This is a genomic window from Streptococcus sp. KHUD_017, from assembly GCF_054861245.1.
In genome coordinates, this window is record NZ_CM142175.1 from 1325371 (window position 1) to 1342281 (window position 16911).

Consider the following 16911-nt stretch of genomic DNA (forward strand, 5'->3'; position numbering starts at 1 on the left):
CAACAAAGGAGATTATTATGAAACTACTTAAACCAATTCTAACTGTTTTTGCTCTAGCATTTGCACTTATCTTCGTCACAGCTTGTAGTTCAAGTGGAAGCTCTGATACTTCATCTACAAAGACAACTGCCAAAGCTCGTACTATTGATGAAATTAAGAAAAGTGGTGAACTTCGAATTGCGGTATTTGGAGACAAAAAACCATTTGGTTATGTTGACAACGACGGTTCTTACCAAGGTTATGATATCGAACTAGGTAACCAATTAGCACAAGACCTTGGTGTAAAGGTCAAATACGTTTCTGTCGATGCTGCCAACCGTGCTGAATACTTGATTTCAAACAAGGTTGATATCACCCTGGCTAACTTTACAGTTACTGACGAACGTAAGAAACAAGTTGACTTTGCCCTTCCTTACATGAAAGTTTCTCTCGGTGTTGTGTCACCAAAAGATAAAGTCATCAAGGACGTTAAAGAACTTGAAGGAAAAACCTTGATTGTTACAAAAGGAACCACTGCTGAAACTTACTTTGAGAAAAATCACCCAGAAGTAAAACTCCAAAAATACGATCAATATAGCGATGCCTACCAAGCCCTTCTTGATGGACGTGGAGATGCCTTCTCTACTGACAATACTGAAGTTCTAGCTTGGGCGCTTGAAAATAAAGGATATGAGGTAGGAATTTCTTCTCTAGGTAACCCAGATACCATTGCACCCGCAGTTCAAAAAGGTAACCAAGAACTACTTGACTACATCAACCAAGAAATCGAAAAATTAGGCAAAGAAAACTTCTTCCACAAGGCTTATGAAAAAACACTTCACCCAACTTACGGTGATGCTGCTAAAGCAGATGACCTAGTTGTTGAAGGTGGAAAAGTTGACTAACATCTAATAAATGTAACAAAAAAAATCAGGTAACCCTAATGATTACCTGATTTTTATATACCTTAAGCATTTTGCCAATTTTCTTGGTCTTCTTTAAAGCGTTTTAGGAGAGCAAGTCCTTCTGGTGTAATGTAGCCTTCTTCTTGGGCTAGGTGGATGAGCTCGCTGTAGTTTGAAAGAGTCACTAGTTTGACACCAGCATCTGCAAAATTCTTATCTGCTTTTGGTAATTGATAGCTGAAAATGGCAACAACACCAAGAACATCTGCTCCTTCACGTTTAGCAGCTGCTACAGCTTCAAGCACAGAACCACCAGTTGAAATCAAATCTTCCACAACGACCATTTTTTGTCCTTGAGCTACACGACCTTCGATTTGGTTTCCAGCACCATGATCTTTAGGTTTGCTACGGATATAAGCAAATGGCAGATTCATCTTATCAGCGATGATGGCACCGTGTGGGATACCCGCAGTCGCTGTTCCTGCAATCACTTCTACCTCTGGGAATTCTGACTTGATGGCTTCTACAAAACCATTCTCAATCAAGGTACGTGTCTCTGGGTAGGCAAGTGTTACACGATTATCCGTATAAATCGGTGACTTGATACCTGAGGCCCAAGTGAAAGGCTCTTCTGGTTTGAGGTAAACAGCTTGAATTTTCAATAGATGGCTAGCAATGTTTTTAGCAAGTGTCATGGGATTCTCCTTTGTATTTTATACTTTATTCTTATTTCCAGTCTTGTGTCCATTCATCCTTGATAGCATGATAAGCTACTACTGGATCAGTGGCTTGAGTGATTGGGCGACCGACAACGATGTAGTCACTACCAATATGATAAGCATCTGCAGGTGTCATCACTCGTTTTTGATCTCCAACTGCAGCCCCTGCTGGTCGAATACCTGGTGTCAGGCAAATAAATTCTGGACTGGTAGCTTCTTTGATGAGTTTTACTTCTTGAGCTGAACAAACCACACCATCTAATTCCGCTTCAGCAGTTTTCTTGGCATAGTGAATAACCGATTCTTGAAGACTGGTTTGAATATTTTGAAAGTCTCTCATTTGTTCTTCAGAAGTTGAAGTCAACTGGGTAACAGCAATCAATTTGGCTTCTTTTCCAAGACCTTCACGCGCAGCCTTCATCATCTCTACACCACCTGCGGCATGAACATTGGTCATATCAACGCCCAGATGAGACAAGACCTTCATGGCTGATTTGACTGTATTTGGAATATCATGGAGTTTAAGATCCAGAAAGACACTATGTCCCAAACCTTTCAGATAAGAAACAATCTCAGGTCCTGTAGCATAATAGAGTTCCATACCTACCTTTAGATAGAGGCTCTCTCCTGCTGGAAAAAGAGCTAAAAATTGCTTGACTGCCTCAAAACTTGGAAAATCAAGAGCAATAACTGGACGGGCTTCGCGCATACTTTTCTCCTTTTACCTTTGTTAGCTAGAGAGCATGAAAAAAGGAACCTGCCTACAGCAAGGTTCCACGAAAAATGGGCAGTCTCCACCCTTTCACCGTCTAACCTTAGCTGCCTCTCTGGACTGCTTTAAAGGTTTTTTACTATTCTATTATTTAAAGTGGTACTTGTCAAGTAAAAACAAGTAACTGTCTTCATCAACAAGAGGAGCAATCATCAAACTAAGTCATTTGAAGCTTAGTGACTCTGTGTCGTTTGAGTGGTTTGTGTCGTTTGATCCTGACTTCCTTGCTCAGTTTGTTTTTTCTTCTCTTCTTCCTGTTTTTTCTTTTCCTCTTCCTTGGCTTTGATTCTTTCGTCATCCAGAGCCTTATCCACTAGACTATAGCTATAGATACCAACCTCCATGTCAATTCCACTAGGCACTGTTAACTGTGGTTTTATCTTACTATAGTAGGGTAATTTCTTCCCTAGTTCAGATAAAGGAACCAAAATCTCATCCGTATCATACATGGTAATCTTTAGAAGGTCACTTGTTACCTTACTTGGTGCAAGTTCAATCTTCTCAATCTCTTGCTTAATTTCTGGACTAACTTCATTTAACTGAGAAATCAAACTTTTGATCTGTTCCTCATCGTTAAATAAAACAGATATATATTTCTCAGGTAAAGTATCAGCATTAACGGCTGTTGATTCAACGCTTCCACTAGATAAGATTGGATAATAGCTATCTCCAGAAACAGAGTAGGCTACAATTTCAAATTCTTTCACTTCAATAGTAAAGTGAACTGGGAATTGATAAAATATCTTAGCCGATTCAATCCAGTGATTTGATTTGACCATTTCCGCATGCTTATCTTTATTTAAGAGCAAACTGATTGTATAGTCGCTGTCACGAATGCCAGACGCTTCTCTAACTTGGTCTGCACTTGTCTGAACCGTCCCTGTAACTTCAATATGTTTCATTGTAGCTAGAGGGCTTAGAAGATAAATAGACAAGAATAAGATTATAAAACTTGGGACGAGGATTGTAACTGCTCGCCAGATATGTATAGAAGGAATGGGAGGTTTAGGAGCTTTACTCTTGGTTTTTACCTTTTTCTGTTTCTTAACCTTTTCGTCAGCTTTTTCTTTCTCTACTTGATCCTGACTCTTAGAGTCTTCTTGAGGAGTTTCCTCCGAATCTTTCTCTTCATTTGAAGTCTCATCGCTAGTATCCGAATCCTTCTCTTCAGATTTTTCGGATTCTTCGTCCTCTTCTTCAGAACTCGTAGATTTTTCTTCCGTTTTTTTACTCAAATACTCCTGGTGTTGTTTTTGCCATTCTGACACTTCTTGAGCGCTTTCAGAAGACTCTGATACTTGTTCTTCTTTTTCACGAGCTTCTTCGGCACGTTTCGCCTCTTCTTCAGCTTTTTTTTGAAGATATTCTTGATTTCGTTTTTGCCACTCTGACAATTCCTTGCCTTGAGTGTGCTGATTCTTTTTATCCTTTGACATCAATTTTCCTTATGATAAATCTTTTTTTAGTAACTCATAAAAATCTGCCACAGATTTTAATTCCTGAGAATTCTTCATCTTGTTTTGGTAAATCTCTTTGTTTGTCAAGAGTTGATTTACTTTTTCTTCTAAAGTTGACAAAGTCAAATCGCTCTCTTGCAACTCCTCAGCATAGCCTTTCTTCACAAAATAGGCTGCATTTTCAATCTGGTCTCCACGACTGGCTTCACGACCCAGTGGCACAATGACGTGCAATTTAGCCATAGCAAGGAGTTCAAAAATCGTATTGGCACCACCACGAGTGATGACCACATCAGCCATATTCATGAGTGGTTGATAGAGTTCCGTCGCATAGTCAACACGGTAGAGGTTTGAACTTAGTTCATTTAAACTAGCATCACCTGTCAGGTTAATGATATTATAGCGACTAGTCAGCTCTTCCTTGTGGTCTGTGACTAATTGGTTAAAGACACGCGCACCAGCAGAACCTCCGACGAAAAGAAGAGTTGGTAATTTGTCGTTGAAAGAAGTTCGGATATCCACCATTTCTTCAGGTTCTTCCATAACTGGACCAGAAACCTTGGTCACAGCTCCTACATGTTCTACCTTAGTGAGACTAGATGCTTGCTCGAAAGTAGAGTACATCTTAGTCGCAAACTTATAGGCAATTTTATTGGCCAATCCCATAGAGAGATCAGACTCGTGGATGAAGACTGGTACTCTGCATACTCGCGCTGCGATAACAGGCGGAACAGATACAAATCCACCCTTAGAAAAGAGGGCTTGTGGACGAACTCGAAGCATGATAAAGAGCGATTGAAGAATTCCAAAAGCAACCTTAAAGACGTCAACCATATTTTGCCATGAGAAATATCGACGTAATTTCCCTGTTGCAATCGAATGGAAGGTAACATCTAAACCTGACTTGAGAATTTCATGATGCTCAATCCCATTTTTATCACCAATATAGTGGACTTCCCAGCCATCTTCAATGAACTTAGGCATTAACAAAAGGTTGAGGGTAACGTGTCCAACCGTTCCCCCACCAGTAAATACAATTTTTTTCATATTATCCCTTTAACTCCGCTACAGTGTCGATGAAAAGATCTCCACGTACTTCAAAGTTAGCATACATATCCCAGCTTGCATTGGCAGGACTGAGGAGAACCACATCTCCTTCTTCTGCAAGTTCATAAGCCTTACGAGTCGCATCTGCAATATCAGTCGCGTCGACATAAGCCACACCAGCTTTATCCGCTGCACGTTTGACACGTTCTGCAGATTGACCGAGGATGACCATTTTCTTAAGTCCAGTAATATCAGGAACCAATTCGTCAAACTCATTGCCACGGTCCAACCCACCAGCAATCAAGATAACCTTGCTATTATCAAATCCTGACAAGGCTTTTTGAGTTGCTAAGATATTGGTTGACTTACTATCGTTATAAAATTTAACGCCATTGATTTGGTCTACAAACTGGAGACGGTGTTTAACTCCACCAAAGGCAGACAAGGTTTCCTTGATGGTTTCATTATCAACGCCACGCAGTTTAGCAACGGCAATGGTTGCAAGAGCATTTTCTACATTGTGGCTACCTGGAACACCAATTTCATCAGCTGCCATGACTTTTTCACCACGGAAGTAAAGAAGACCATCTTCAAGATAAGCACCGTCAACCTTTTCAAGTGTTGAGAATGGTACTACAGTCGCGTTTGTCTTTGTCGCAAGTTCTTTAGCTAATTTCTGGTTGAAGTTCAATACTAGGTAATCAGCTACTGTCATATTGCTTTGGATATTCCACTTGGCTGCCACATAGGCTTCAAAAGAACCGTGATAGTCAATATGTGTTGGCATCAGGTTGGTGATAACAGCAATTTCAGGATGGAATTCCTGGATTCCCATTAATTGGAAAGAAGAAAGTTCCATGACAAGGGTGTCCTTAGCTGTTGCAGTTTGAGCCACTTGACTAGCAGGATAACCAATGTTACCTGATAAAAGCCCATTTTGTCCTGCAGCAGTCAGAACTTCTCCAATCATAGTTGTGGTCGTAGTCTTACCATTTGAACCAGTAATACCAATAATCGGTGCATCAGAAATCAAGTAGGCCAACTCAACCTCTGTCAAGACTGGAATGCCTTTTTCTAGAGCTTTTTTAATCATAGGATGGCTATAAGGAATTCCTGGATTTTTTACCATGAGAGCAAAATCTTCATCCAACAATTCCAAAGGATGTCCACCAGTGACAACCTTGATGCCCTCTTCCAAAAGACTTTGCGCAGCTGGATTTTCCTCAAAGGGCTTACCATCATTCACCGTTACGATGGCTCCTAGCTTGTCCAAGAGACGAGCTGCAGACTCACCTGATTTAGCTAAACCTAGGACTAATACTTTCTTATTTTCAAATTGATCAATTCGTTTCATATCTAGAACTCCATTTCTACTCTTACTATTTTACCATTTTTATGAAAATAAAAAAGCCACAAAGGGCTTTCTTATTTGTTTTTTGTGTAAAAAACTATTCTACCGACTTGAGGGCTTCTAACATATCCACCTTTCTCAGATAATGATTGACAAAAACTCCTAGGATGGTCAAAATGACACTGACAGCTAGAACTGGAATGAGATAAACTTCCCAGCCGACCTTTGGTTGAAAACGGAAGGTACCGGGTGCAATCATCTGAATGAGAAATTGATGGAGATAAAAGCCTGATACCAATCCTACAATCATTCCAATTAGTGACAATAGGATAGTTTCCCGATAGATGTAAAGGGTCACTTCTTTGTTATGAAAACCAAGAACCTTGATGGTTGAGAGTTCCCGAATCCGTTCAGCAACATTGATATTGGTCAAATTATAGAGAATCACAATAGCTAGTAGCACCGATACCAGCACCAAAATCGCCATGGTATGATTTAGAGAATTAGCAAAACTTTCAAAGAGCTGAATGGTGGAGGCGTTTTGAACGAGGCCACTGACAGCTACCTGGTCCATAAATTCTCCTGCGACTCTTTCAGTATTCCCTTCACTTTTATCCTTAAGTTGGACCAGATAGGTGTTCATCTTGGGAGCTTGACCATATATCTCCTCATAGGTCGCCTGATTCATATAAACAAAGTGACCTACATAGTGCTCAGTAATAGCACCTACTTTAAAGGTTTTCCCATCTATTGTAAAGTTGTCACCAACAGAAACTCCAGCCAACTGAGCTAATTTATCTGTTAGGATGACTCCACCTGATAAGCTCAGTTTTTCTCCATTTTTTTCTAAATGGACAAAAGGTTCCAGGTCATCCTTATCCGTTACCATGATGGTCACTGTCTGAACTCCAGCCTTGCCTACATACTTTTCCTCAACCTGTTTGAAAGAAATTAAACGATAGTTTTCAACTACATCACTCTGCAATTTTTCTTCTAGTTTGGCCTTATCAGAATCTGAAGCTCGAGAATTGACAGAGAGAATCATCTGATATTGTTGCAGATCCTTAAACTGCCTATCAGCAACTCCTACCACAGAGGATTGAATACCAAGTCCTGCAAAGAGGAGGGCTACTGAACCTGCAACCCCAAAAATGGTCATCAGCATGCGTTGTTTGTAACGGAAAATATTGCGGGCAGTTACCTTTTGGGTAAAGCTCAAATAAGACCAGATAAAGGTTATCCGCTCCAAGAGAATCTTTGAGCCCTTGACTGGTGGCTTGGGTAGTAATAATTGTGCTGCTTCTTCATGCAATTCTCTGCGAGATACAAGGTAGGCAGGTAAAACGCTAGTTATTAAACTTAGTCCCAGAGCTAAACAACTATAGGTCCAGTAGAAATGCTGCTGACTCTCACCAACAATCATTCGCTCGGTGATGATATGTGAGATTGTGGGTGCTAAGACATAATGACCAATCAGAATTCCTAGAAGGGTGCCAAGAGTACCAGCAACCAGACCATAAATTACAAACTTAGCAATGATATCCTTGCTATGGTAGCCTAGAGCTTTGAAAATCCCAGCATTTGTTCTTTCCTCATCTACAAATCGAGTCATGGTGGTAAAGGTAACCATAGCTGCGACGGCATAGAGAACAACTGGAAAGATATTTCCCACGGCACGAATACTCATGGCTGAGTTACTATACATGAGATAACCTTGACCAGTAGGAGAGCTTTTTCGATTGTAAACATGATAGGTTGGCTCTGTCAGAGCATTGACTTCATCCTGACTGGTCTGCCATTTAGCCTTTTCATTAGTAAGATCTGTTTCGGCTTGGCTCAGCTTTTCCTTTTCTTGTTTCAGTTGTTCTTTTGCTTGTTCTATCTGGCTCGAAATTTGACTCTGCTGTGGTTCTGGAAATTGGCTTAACCGTGCCTCTTGACCTTGAAGCTTAGTATCGGTTTCCTGTAGACGTTTCTTGCCAGCTACCAGGTTGGTCTCTGCCTGGTCCAGTTGCTTCTTGCCCTCATCAAGGGACTCTTGGGCATCCTTCTTCATTTTCTCTAGCCGCGCTTGTCCATTATCAGCAACTAGTTCCTTTAAAGTCTCCTCTTCTTCCTCTAGCTTCTTTTCGTAATCACTAGAGAAAGGATTGACATCTGTTAGGCTAGCAAAACGCAGGCGGGCAATCGTGTAAACAGAGCTCTTAAAATTTTCTTCAGTTACAACACCATATGCTACTAAGTTCCCATTACCACTGGCTGAACTCCCCATATCTGATTTTGAAAAAATATCTGGAGAGTGGACAAAGCCTGTAATGGTATAACTATCCCGCTTTAATTGAGAATTACTGCCCTTTTTTTGACTCAAATAAATGACTTGACCAATCTGATAGCGATCTTTCCAAAAGTCCGCCAAGGCCAATTCATCCTCTTGCTCAGGCAAGCGCCCTTGGGTCACCTCAAATTTTGAAATCTTCTCTGTCTTGGAAAATATCCTTATAGCATCTTGGCTACCTTCTAGAGTTAAATCTGTCATATAACCAAACTCGACATCTGCTCCTGATAGAGTTTGCAATTCTGCCTGGTCTGCCTGATCAAGCCCATAATCTCCTATGACGGTCACATCTGCCGTATTAGTATCTTTCAGATAAGCCCAAGCTGTTAGCTCCATATTGGGACTAGCTACTTTGAGACCAAGCACGGCTAAAGAACCTAACATCATCAGAGTTAGGATGGATAAAAACCGTCCCTTTGAACCTGTGAAAGACTGGAGCAGGTCTTTCCAATATGTCTTTCTTTTCATCTTAATACTCCAAATCATCAATATCCTGTGGTTGAGGATTGATAACAACACTCTTGACACCAGCATCATGCATCTGAATCACGCGATCAGCTATAGGAGCAAGGGAAGCATTATGGGTCACGATGATAACGGTGGCCCCTTTTTTACGTGACATATCTTGAAGAATCTTTAGAACCTGCTTACCAGTCTGGTAGTCCAAGGCTCCCGTCGGTTCATCACAGAGGAGAATTTTAGGATTTTTAGCCACAGCTCTTGCAATAGAAACTCGTTGTTGCTCACCACCTGATAGCTGGGCTGGAAAATTATTGAGACGATGGCCTAGACCTACGTCCTTTAGAACTTGCTCAGGATCTAAGGCATCTAAGACAATTTCTGATGCCAACTCGACATTTTCTTTAGCAGTCAAGTTAGCAACCAAGTTATAAAACTGAAAGACAAAACCAACGTCATTTCTACGATAGTTGGTTCTCTGATGAGAAGTGAAATTCGAGATATTGATTCCGTCAATCCAAACTTGTCCTTCATCATTGGTATCCATTCCACCTAGAATATTTAAGACCGTTGACTTTCCTGCTCCAGATGAACCAAGGATAATGACCAGTTCTCCCTTTTCAATCTCGAAGTTGACGTCACGATTGGCTACAATTTCTGTTTCTCCAGTATGATATCTCTTATAGCTATTTTTCATTTCAATGTAAGCCATCCTATCTCCTCCTCTTCTATCCCTATTTTCATCTTTATTATAACTCTTTTAATAATAGAAAGAAAGTTAAGCCCTAAATATAAAACATAAAAAAGCGGACAAGATCTAGTTCTGTTTCTTGAAACTAGTTTGTCCACTTTTTATAGTTGAGATTGTTTTCTTGTCCAATCTCTATAATCTAAATACTGTCAGATTATTTTATTCTTCGTCTTTCTTCTTTCCCATTGCAAAGAGTCCAAGAAGCGCTCCCACAACACCTGCTGTTGCAAGGGTTGCATTTTCCTTAGTACCTGTTTCAGGGAGAATATGTTGACGGCTTGCAGGTACCTGATAAGTCTTGTCTTGTGACATAGCAAGGGCTACAATCGACTGCTCATCTTTGTACTCTGGTACTTCATTGACCGCTGCTTCGGCTGCGTTCACGCCACCAGTATATTCTGGAACTTCGTTCACCGCTGCAAAGACTGCATTGGCACCACCTTTGTATTCTGGCACATCATTGACTTCTGCTTCGGCTGCGTTCACGCCACCAGTATATTCTGGAACTTCGTTCACCGCTGCAAAGACTGCATTGGCACCACCTTTGTATTCTGGCACATCGTTAACCGCTGCCTCGACTGCATTCACACCACCAGTGTATTCTGGTACTTCGTTCACCGCTGCTTCAACTCCATTCACGCCTCCAGTGTATTCTGGTACTTCGTGAACTGCTGCTTCAACTCCATTCACGCCTCCAGTGTATTCTGGAATTTCGTGAACTGCTGGTTCTTCCCCATTCACACCGCCTGTGAACTCTGGAACTTCATGTATAGTCGGTTCTTCTCCATTCACGCCACCTATGAACTCTGGAACTTCGTGTACAGCTGGTTCTGTCTTAGCGCTTTCAGCATCTGCCTTAGTCAATTGAATGCGGTATTCCTTAATATGTTTACCACTTTCTGAAACAAGATGAATCAAGACTGGAAGTTTATCATCACCACTATCAACAATAGTTGCTGCTACGTTTTCGCCAGCTTCAACTGTTACTTGAGGACGATTTCCACTATAGGTTACTTGGTAATCTACACGATCTTCAGAGAAGTCAGCAATCTCTTTACCATCCACAAGAAGTTTTGCAGCTGTACTATCCTTAGGTTCTTCACTTGGAGCAATGAAGGTCATTTCTGTAATAGCTACACCCTTGGTATCAGCTTTTCTATCTATGCGCCATCTCATAGCCTTAGCTTTAACTGGAGCAAAGGTTACATGGATATCAGTACCTGCTTGAATCTCTTGATCCGCACGGTATTCAACTTTCTCCCAGTTAGAAGGAGTGTTGAATGGATGTTCTGGATCGTATGGTTGGTAGTTAGAGTAATATTCTGGCGAGTCAAATTCTGGTCCCACATAGCGCTCTAAGACTAGTTTAGAAGGTGCATCTGTACCACCATCTGAAAAGAATCGAATGCTTCCTTCAGCGACTGTACGTTCAACAATCTTGCCAGCTTCTCTAAAGATAACCCCTACTGAAACTTCTGGATTATCAGATGGAGTTGGAGACCAGTTGGTCCAACGACGGGTTTCATCATCAGAACCATCGTTAACATAGTCCACACGGTCATGAGAGTTTGGATCAATATCGTTAGTTGCTGAGGCAAATGAACGGTTGCTATCGTCGTCGAAGTCTGGGTTGTCTGATAGGTTTTCACCGAGTTTATCAGTCACACGTACTGCTACTTCGGCATTCAAATCAGTACCTAAAACGCGGCCACGAACTGTAAATTCACCTGCATTCGCTAGATTTTCAGCTGGAACTTCATCCCATTCAACTGCCAAGTCTTTGACTTCATAGCCATCTTTACCTGTGAAGTAAACAGCGACTTTCGCAGGTAACTCAAGAGTATGGCCCATAGCAACCAAGCGTGATGATTTCACAGCAACAACAGGTTTACTTGCTAGCAAGTCTTTATCATTTGTAAAGTGGAGACGGTATTCACCTAGAATATCTCCGTTTTCAGCCTTAACGACAACACGAACTGGATCCCCTTCACGCACGCTTGGAATCACTGTAGCAATACCATTATCTGATACACTTGCTGTTACAGTTGGTGCTTGGTCTTCTTTAGCTTCTAGATAATAGTCAGTCAAGCCAGGGTTAAAGTTTGGCAAATCTTTTCCATCTACTTGGATTTGAGCTTGGGCTTTCTTAGCTGCAGCTACTTGTTTAGAGAAGATTTGAATTTCTGTAATGGAAGTACCCCATTTACCATCTGGTCTAACCATACGGATACGAACCGCATAGGTATTGACTTTATCAAAGCTAAAGTGAGTCATTTCTCCAGCTCTCACTTGGTCTGGAGCTTTAAGATTTGTCACTTGTTTCCAGTTATTGTCATCGTTAAAGACGTGGTCTTCACTAGCTACAAAGCTTGGGTTCTTAGGAACTGTTGGAACATCTTTTCCTACATAGTATTCGATGACATAAGACTTAGGTGCACCAACACCGTGGTCTTCGTGGAAGGCAACATTGAGATTGTCAACCGAACGTTTAGACAGGATACCAGAATCACCAAAGAGGATTCCTACTGATGCTTCACTTGTACGTTTCCAGTTTGTCCAGCGGTTTGCCGGTTGATCATTAAATGAGATTAGTTTATCATTAACATTTGCTACCGAGTCACTTGGATTTGAGTCTGATGCAAAGGCAAGTGGTAACTCTGAACCTGTCCACTGGTCAGAAATATTGGCACCAGTTTCTGTCTGAGCAGATACACGAACATGAAGTTTTGTTGGTAACTGAGTACCTTCCACATGTCCTGTCACTGTAAAGCTACCTTCGTGTGCATACTGGCTTGGATCAATAGCATCCCAAGTCACTTTAGCTGAAGATACTTGTCCATTTGAATGGTAAGTACGGACGCTCTCTGGTAATTGAGGAGCTTCTGAAACTGGAGTTGTTGTAGTCACTTCTTCGACTGCAATGATACCTTCTACAGAAACTTTAGCATGAGCTTCGTTTTCAATTCCTTCTACTTTACCAAGAATATCAAAGCTATGGTATTTAGCAAGGTCTTCCTTAGCAACTGCTTGCCAAGTTACCTTGTGAACTTTTGGAAATCCTTTATCGTACTCTACCGTTACTGTATCAGGTAGACTTGGTTCTTGGTTCAAACCTGTCACGACACTTACTGGACGAATGGCCTGGACAACTTTATTTTCAGTATTTGCCTGAATGTTCAAGTCAATCTGACCTTCAGCTCCTTCAAATTGAGCTTTCAAAGTTACTTGACCAGGTTTATGCAATTCAAGCATACCTTTACGAACAGCTACGTCTCCTTCACCTGATGTTGAGAAGGTTACCTTGTCAGCTTTTAATACGGCCTGAGTTCCATCTTGATAATGAGCCAAGACTTTGATACCAACTGTTTGGTCTTCTTTCAGTGCGTCTGCATTTTCAACTTCTAGGCTTAAACGTTCAATCTGAGGAGCTTCTTGTAAGAATTGGATAGCATAAGTCTGAAGTGCTCCACCATCATTTGGTTGAACATAAATACTAGCACGCATACCATTTGCTTCGTTAGCTTGAATAACAGTAACTTGCGCATTTTCAGCTAAAGCTTTGACTTCAGGCAAAGTAGCTCCATAGGCAAGTTTATGATATAGAACTGGTTGGTCAGTTGAGAGCCCTTCTACAGGCTGGTCTGCAACAGTTACAGTCGGTACTACTGGTGAAGCCGCTTGACCTTCGGCGACCACAAAGGTCGCAGTGATTTCATCATCACCTGAAATTCCTTTAACTTGGATACGAGAGCCTAGGATAGTTAATTTAGCTTGATCTTCAGCTGCAACTTCCCACCTATCAACGTCATAGCTTCCTAGAGTACCATCTGACAATACATAGCTAACAGATGGATCAACCGTACTCAGGTCTGTAGTTGGTGCAATTCTCTTAACCACAGGCAATTCTGTTTGAAGAGCCAAGACTTCAACACGCGCTTCTACATCGCGACCGTCTGCCACACCTTTAACAGTAAAAATACCAGGTTGGTTGACATCAACTGCTGACCATTCTACTGGAAGTTTTGCACGACTGCCATCACTGTAGATAAATCCTACTTTTGAAGGCATTTTCGCTGCTTGACCGATTACTGTACGTACTTTAGGCACCTCTGTACCTAAAACAGTTTTTTCAGCTTGGTCTTTCTTACCTGTGAAGATAGTTGTTTGACCAGATTTCAAGAAATCAGAGTGAGCAGTCAAGGTGAATTTACCTGCTTGCTCAGTTGATTTAACAATCACAACACCCTTACCATTAAAGGCTTTGCGAATCCATGAACCATCTGCTTGTTCTTTGTAACGTTCACGGCTAGCTTGTTCCCCATTGTCCACCCCAACAATCTGACCTTGACCATGTAACTGGAAGCGAACAAGGTTATTGGCTGTAGGAACTACGTTACCTTTACTGTCAACAATTTCGTAATAGATATAAGTAAGGTCTTTTCCATCAGCTGCGATAGCATTTTCTTCCTTGACCAAACGAACTCCTGCAGGTTCTCCAGCAGTCACAATCTTATCACGAGCAACAATATTCCCAGCTTCGTCACGAGCTACTGCTTCTAATGTACCTGGTTCAAAAGCAACCTTCCATTCAAGGTAAAGTTCATTAGCGTTGGCACCTTCTTGGTAAGTGCGCCCATCGCTTGTTTGTTTTTTAGTAAATGTCTTCTTGCCTAGAGTTTCACCATTCAAATATAGTTCTACACTTGCAGCGTTAGAATAGGCACGAACAGGAATTTTACCATCTGCATCCGCTACATTCGCTTTTAGAGTAGGATTTTCCCAGTTCCAGTGAGGAAGCAAGTGAACCATTGGTTTCTTCTCAGCAGAAACCCATTGGCTTTGGTACAAGTAGTAATCATTCTTTGGAATACCAGCTGTATCTACGATACCAAAGTAAGAGCTTTTAACCGGTGTTTGGTTTTGGTTGTGCCATGGAGTAGGTTCACCGATATAGTCCGTACCTGTCCAGATGAACTGACCTGCATAACCAGCATTGTCACGGTCAAAAGTCCAAGATGCAGTAGCTGTTTTACCCCAACCAACACGGTCGTTACCGTAGTCTGATTGCTCATAATGTCGGTAAGCTTGATTGCTGTGGACCAATTCACGTTCTGGGCGGAAATAGCTTCCACGTGTACGAGTAGCTGAAGACGTTTCAGATCCGTAAATCAACCAATTTGGATGTTTTGCACGAAGTTTCTTGTAGTTGTCTTCTGAATAGTTAAATCCAACCGCGTCAAGTTCATTGGCAATCTTTTCATGATCACCACTACCATCACCAAAACGGAACTTATCTGCTCCCATAGTGACATAGCGTGTCTTATCAACAGCCTTAATAACTTGAACCAAGCGTTTAACAGTTGCTAAAGAACGAGGTTTCCCGTCTGCTTCACCGATTTCATTACCGATAGACCACATAACGATAGCAGGGTTATTTTTCCCTCTTTCAACCATGGTACGAAGGTCGAAATCAGACCATTTTTCACCTTTCTTAGCATCTGGGTGAGTGGCATCTTTGTCAAAGAAGCGACCGTAGTCATACTGTTTCTTACCACCATACCAAGTATCGAAAGCTTCTTCTTGGACCAACAAACCAAGCTCAGCAGCGATCTGCAAGGTCTGCTCACTAGCTGGGTTGTGGGTTGTACGGATAGAGTTGACACCCATATCCTTCATCTGTTTAAGACGACGGTATTCTGCTTTATAGTTTTCTTCAGCACCCAGAGCCCCGTGGTCATGGTGAAGAGAAACACCATGGAATTTAATGCGTTCACCATTCAAAGAGAAGCCTTCATTTGGTGTCCAGTTGTAGTAACGGTAACCAAACAAGTCCTTCTTAGCATCGACCAATTGACCATCACGATAGACACGAGTCACCAATTCGTAAAGAGCTGGTTTGTCGCTATGAACTGTCCAAAGTTTTGGTTTATCAACTTGTAAAATAGCATTCAAGCTGGCTGATTGATGAGCTTTCAAGACTTGACTAGCGGTACGAACTAGATCCGTTACAGCTTGACCATTACGTTCAATGATTTGATACTCAGCAAGAATTTCATGATCTTTATCATCAGTATTGACGATCTTACTTGTTACATGAGTATCTACCTTACCATTCTGTTGTTTTTCAAGGTCTGGAGTTAAGATAGTTGTTCCATTTTTCTCAGTATGGACCTTATCTGTGACTTGAAGGGTAACATCACGGTAAATCCCGCTTCCTGAGTACCAACGGCTACTTGGTTGTTTGTTGATGGCATGCACTGCTACGACATTCTCGCGACCGTCTTTATGGAGATAGTCAGTGATGTCATATGAGAATTGATTGTAACCATTTGGATAGTGACCAACTAGCTGTCCATTTACATAAACCTGAGAATCCATGTAAACCCCATCAAATGTGATACGAACATTCTTATTGAGGTCTTCTTCATCGAGTTTAAAGGTCTTACGATACCAAGCATCACCACCATTGAGTTGCCCACCTTCGTTTTGGGCAGGTGAGTCATGGTCAAAGTCATTGTAGATACTCCAGTCATGAGGAAGGTCTAATTTCTTCCAACTAGAAACATCGGCATCTGGCTTGACCGCATCTTTAGCATTGGCATTGAGCTTGAAATGCCAGTTTTGGTTGAATTCTACTTTTCTATCCTCAATCAACTGTTTTACCTCATCATTAGTTGCAGGTTTGAGCTCTGGTTTTTCTGTTTGAGCAGATTGATCCTGAGTCACAGCTGGAGCTTGCTTTTCTACATCAGAGGTTTCTTTTTTCTCAGGAGAAGTCTCAGTAGTTGGGGCTTCCACTTTTTTCTCTACTTCATGCTTAGCTTCTACTGCTTCACTGTTAACAGTTTCTGTTGTTACAGGTTGTTCAGAAGCTTTTGAATCTACAGCCTCCTCTTTAGGAGTTTCTTTCTCCACTTTTTCTGTAGCAACAGCGACTGGAGTTTCATCCGCAGATACAGTACTTGCACTAGCTAGATTTGCTCCAAATAAAATAGAGCAAGTCCCGATAAGTACCGAGCACGTTCCGACCGTAAATTTACGGATGCTATAGATACTTTTGCGATTCCAATAATCTTTTCCCATAGGGTTCTCCTTGTTAAGTAACCGCTTCCATTTTTATTGAAAGCGCTATACTT

At 41.4% G+C, this 16911-nt stretch carries 9 protein-coding genes and 1 pseudogene; 1 reads left to right on the forward strand and 9 read right to left on the reverse strand.

Going from position 1 to position 16911, the window contains the following annotated elements:
* Positions 1-17 precede the first annotated feature (17 nt).
* A complete protein-coding gene (locus ACVAMZ_RS06575) occupies positions 18-884 on the forward strand; it encodes a cysteine ABC transporter substrate-binding protein (RefSeq protein WP_461684389.1) in 867 nt (288 codons plus the stop codon).
* Between the two features lie 62 nt (positions 885-946).
* On the opposite strand, the gene pyrE is transcribed toward ACVAMZ_RS06575, so the two are convergent.
* The 9 genes and pseudogenes from pyrE to bgaA form a co-directional block, all read right to left on the reverse strand.
* Positions 947-1579, reverse strand: a complete 633-nt coding sequence (gene pyrE / locus ACVAMZ_RS06580) for an orotate phosphoribosyltransferase (protein ID WP_461684390.1) — start codon at positions 1577-1579, stop codon at positions 947-949.
* Between the two features lie 31 nt (positions 1580-1610).
* Positions 1611-2312 carry an orotidine-5'-phosphate decarboxylase gene (gene pyrF / locus ACVAMZ_RS06585; protein ID WP_178895270.1) on the reverse strand — a complete coding sequence of 234 codons (702 nt, stop codon included), beginning with the start codon at positions 2310-2312 and terminating at the stop codon, positions 1611-1613.
* Positions 2313-2548: 236 nt separating this feature from the next.
* Positions 2549-3811, reverse strand: a complete 1263-nt coding sequence (locus ACVAMZ_RS06590) for a cell division protein FtsQ/DivIB (protein ID WP_461684391.1) — start codon at positions 3809-3811, stop codon at positions 2549-2551.
* 9 nt (positions 3812-3820) lie between these two features.
* Positions 3821-4879 (reverse strand): UDP-N-acetylglucosamine--N-acetylmuramyl-(pentapeptide) pyrophosphoryl-undecaprenol N-acetylglucosamine transferase, encoded by a 1059-nt coding sequence (locus ACVAMZ_RS06595; RefSeq protein ID WP_036755417.1) that lies wholly within the window; start codon positions 4877-4879, stop codon positions 3821-3823.
* Between the two features lies 1 nt (position 4880).
* Positions 4881-6233 carry a UDP-N-acetylmuramoyl-L-alanine--D-glutamate ligase gene (gene murD / locus ACVAMZ_RS06600; protein WP_461684392.1) on the reverse strand — a complete coding sequence of 451 codons (1353 nt, stop codon included), beginning with the start codon at positions 6231-6233 and terminating at the stop codon, positions 4881-4883.
* Between the two features lie 94 nt (positions 6234-6327).
* Complete coding sequence (locus tag ACVAMZ_RS06605) at positions 6328-9033, reverse strand: FtsX-like permease family protein (protein ID WP_461684393.1); 2706 nt, start codon at positions 9031-9033, stop codon at positions 6328-6330.
* A gap of 1 nt (position 9034) precedes the next feature.
* A complete protein-coding gene (locus ACVAMZ_RS06610; RefSeq protein WP_247921744.1) occupies positions 9035-9736 on the reverse strand; it encodes an ABC transporter ATP-binding protein in 702 nt (233 codons plus the stop codon).
* 198 nt (positions 9737-9934) lie between these two features.
* Positions 9935-10465 (reverse strand): SIALI-17 repeat-containing surface protein, encoded by a 531-nt coding sequence (locus tag ACVAMZ_RS06615; protein ID WP_461685179.1) that lies wholly within the window; start codon positions 10463-10465, stop codon positions 9935-9937.
* 18 nt (positions 10466-10483) lie between these two features.
* A pseudogene (gene bgaA / locus ACVAMZ_RS06620) lies at positions 10484-16858 on the reverse strand (LPXTG-anchored adhesin/beta-galactosidase BgaA); the annotation flags it as partial.
* Positions 16859-16911 lie beyond the last annotated feature (53 nt).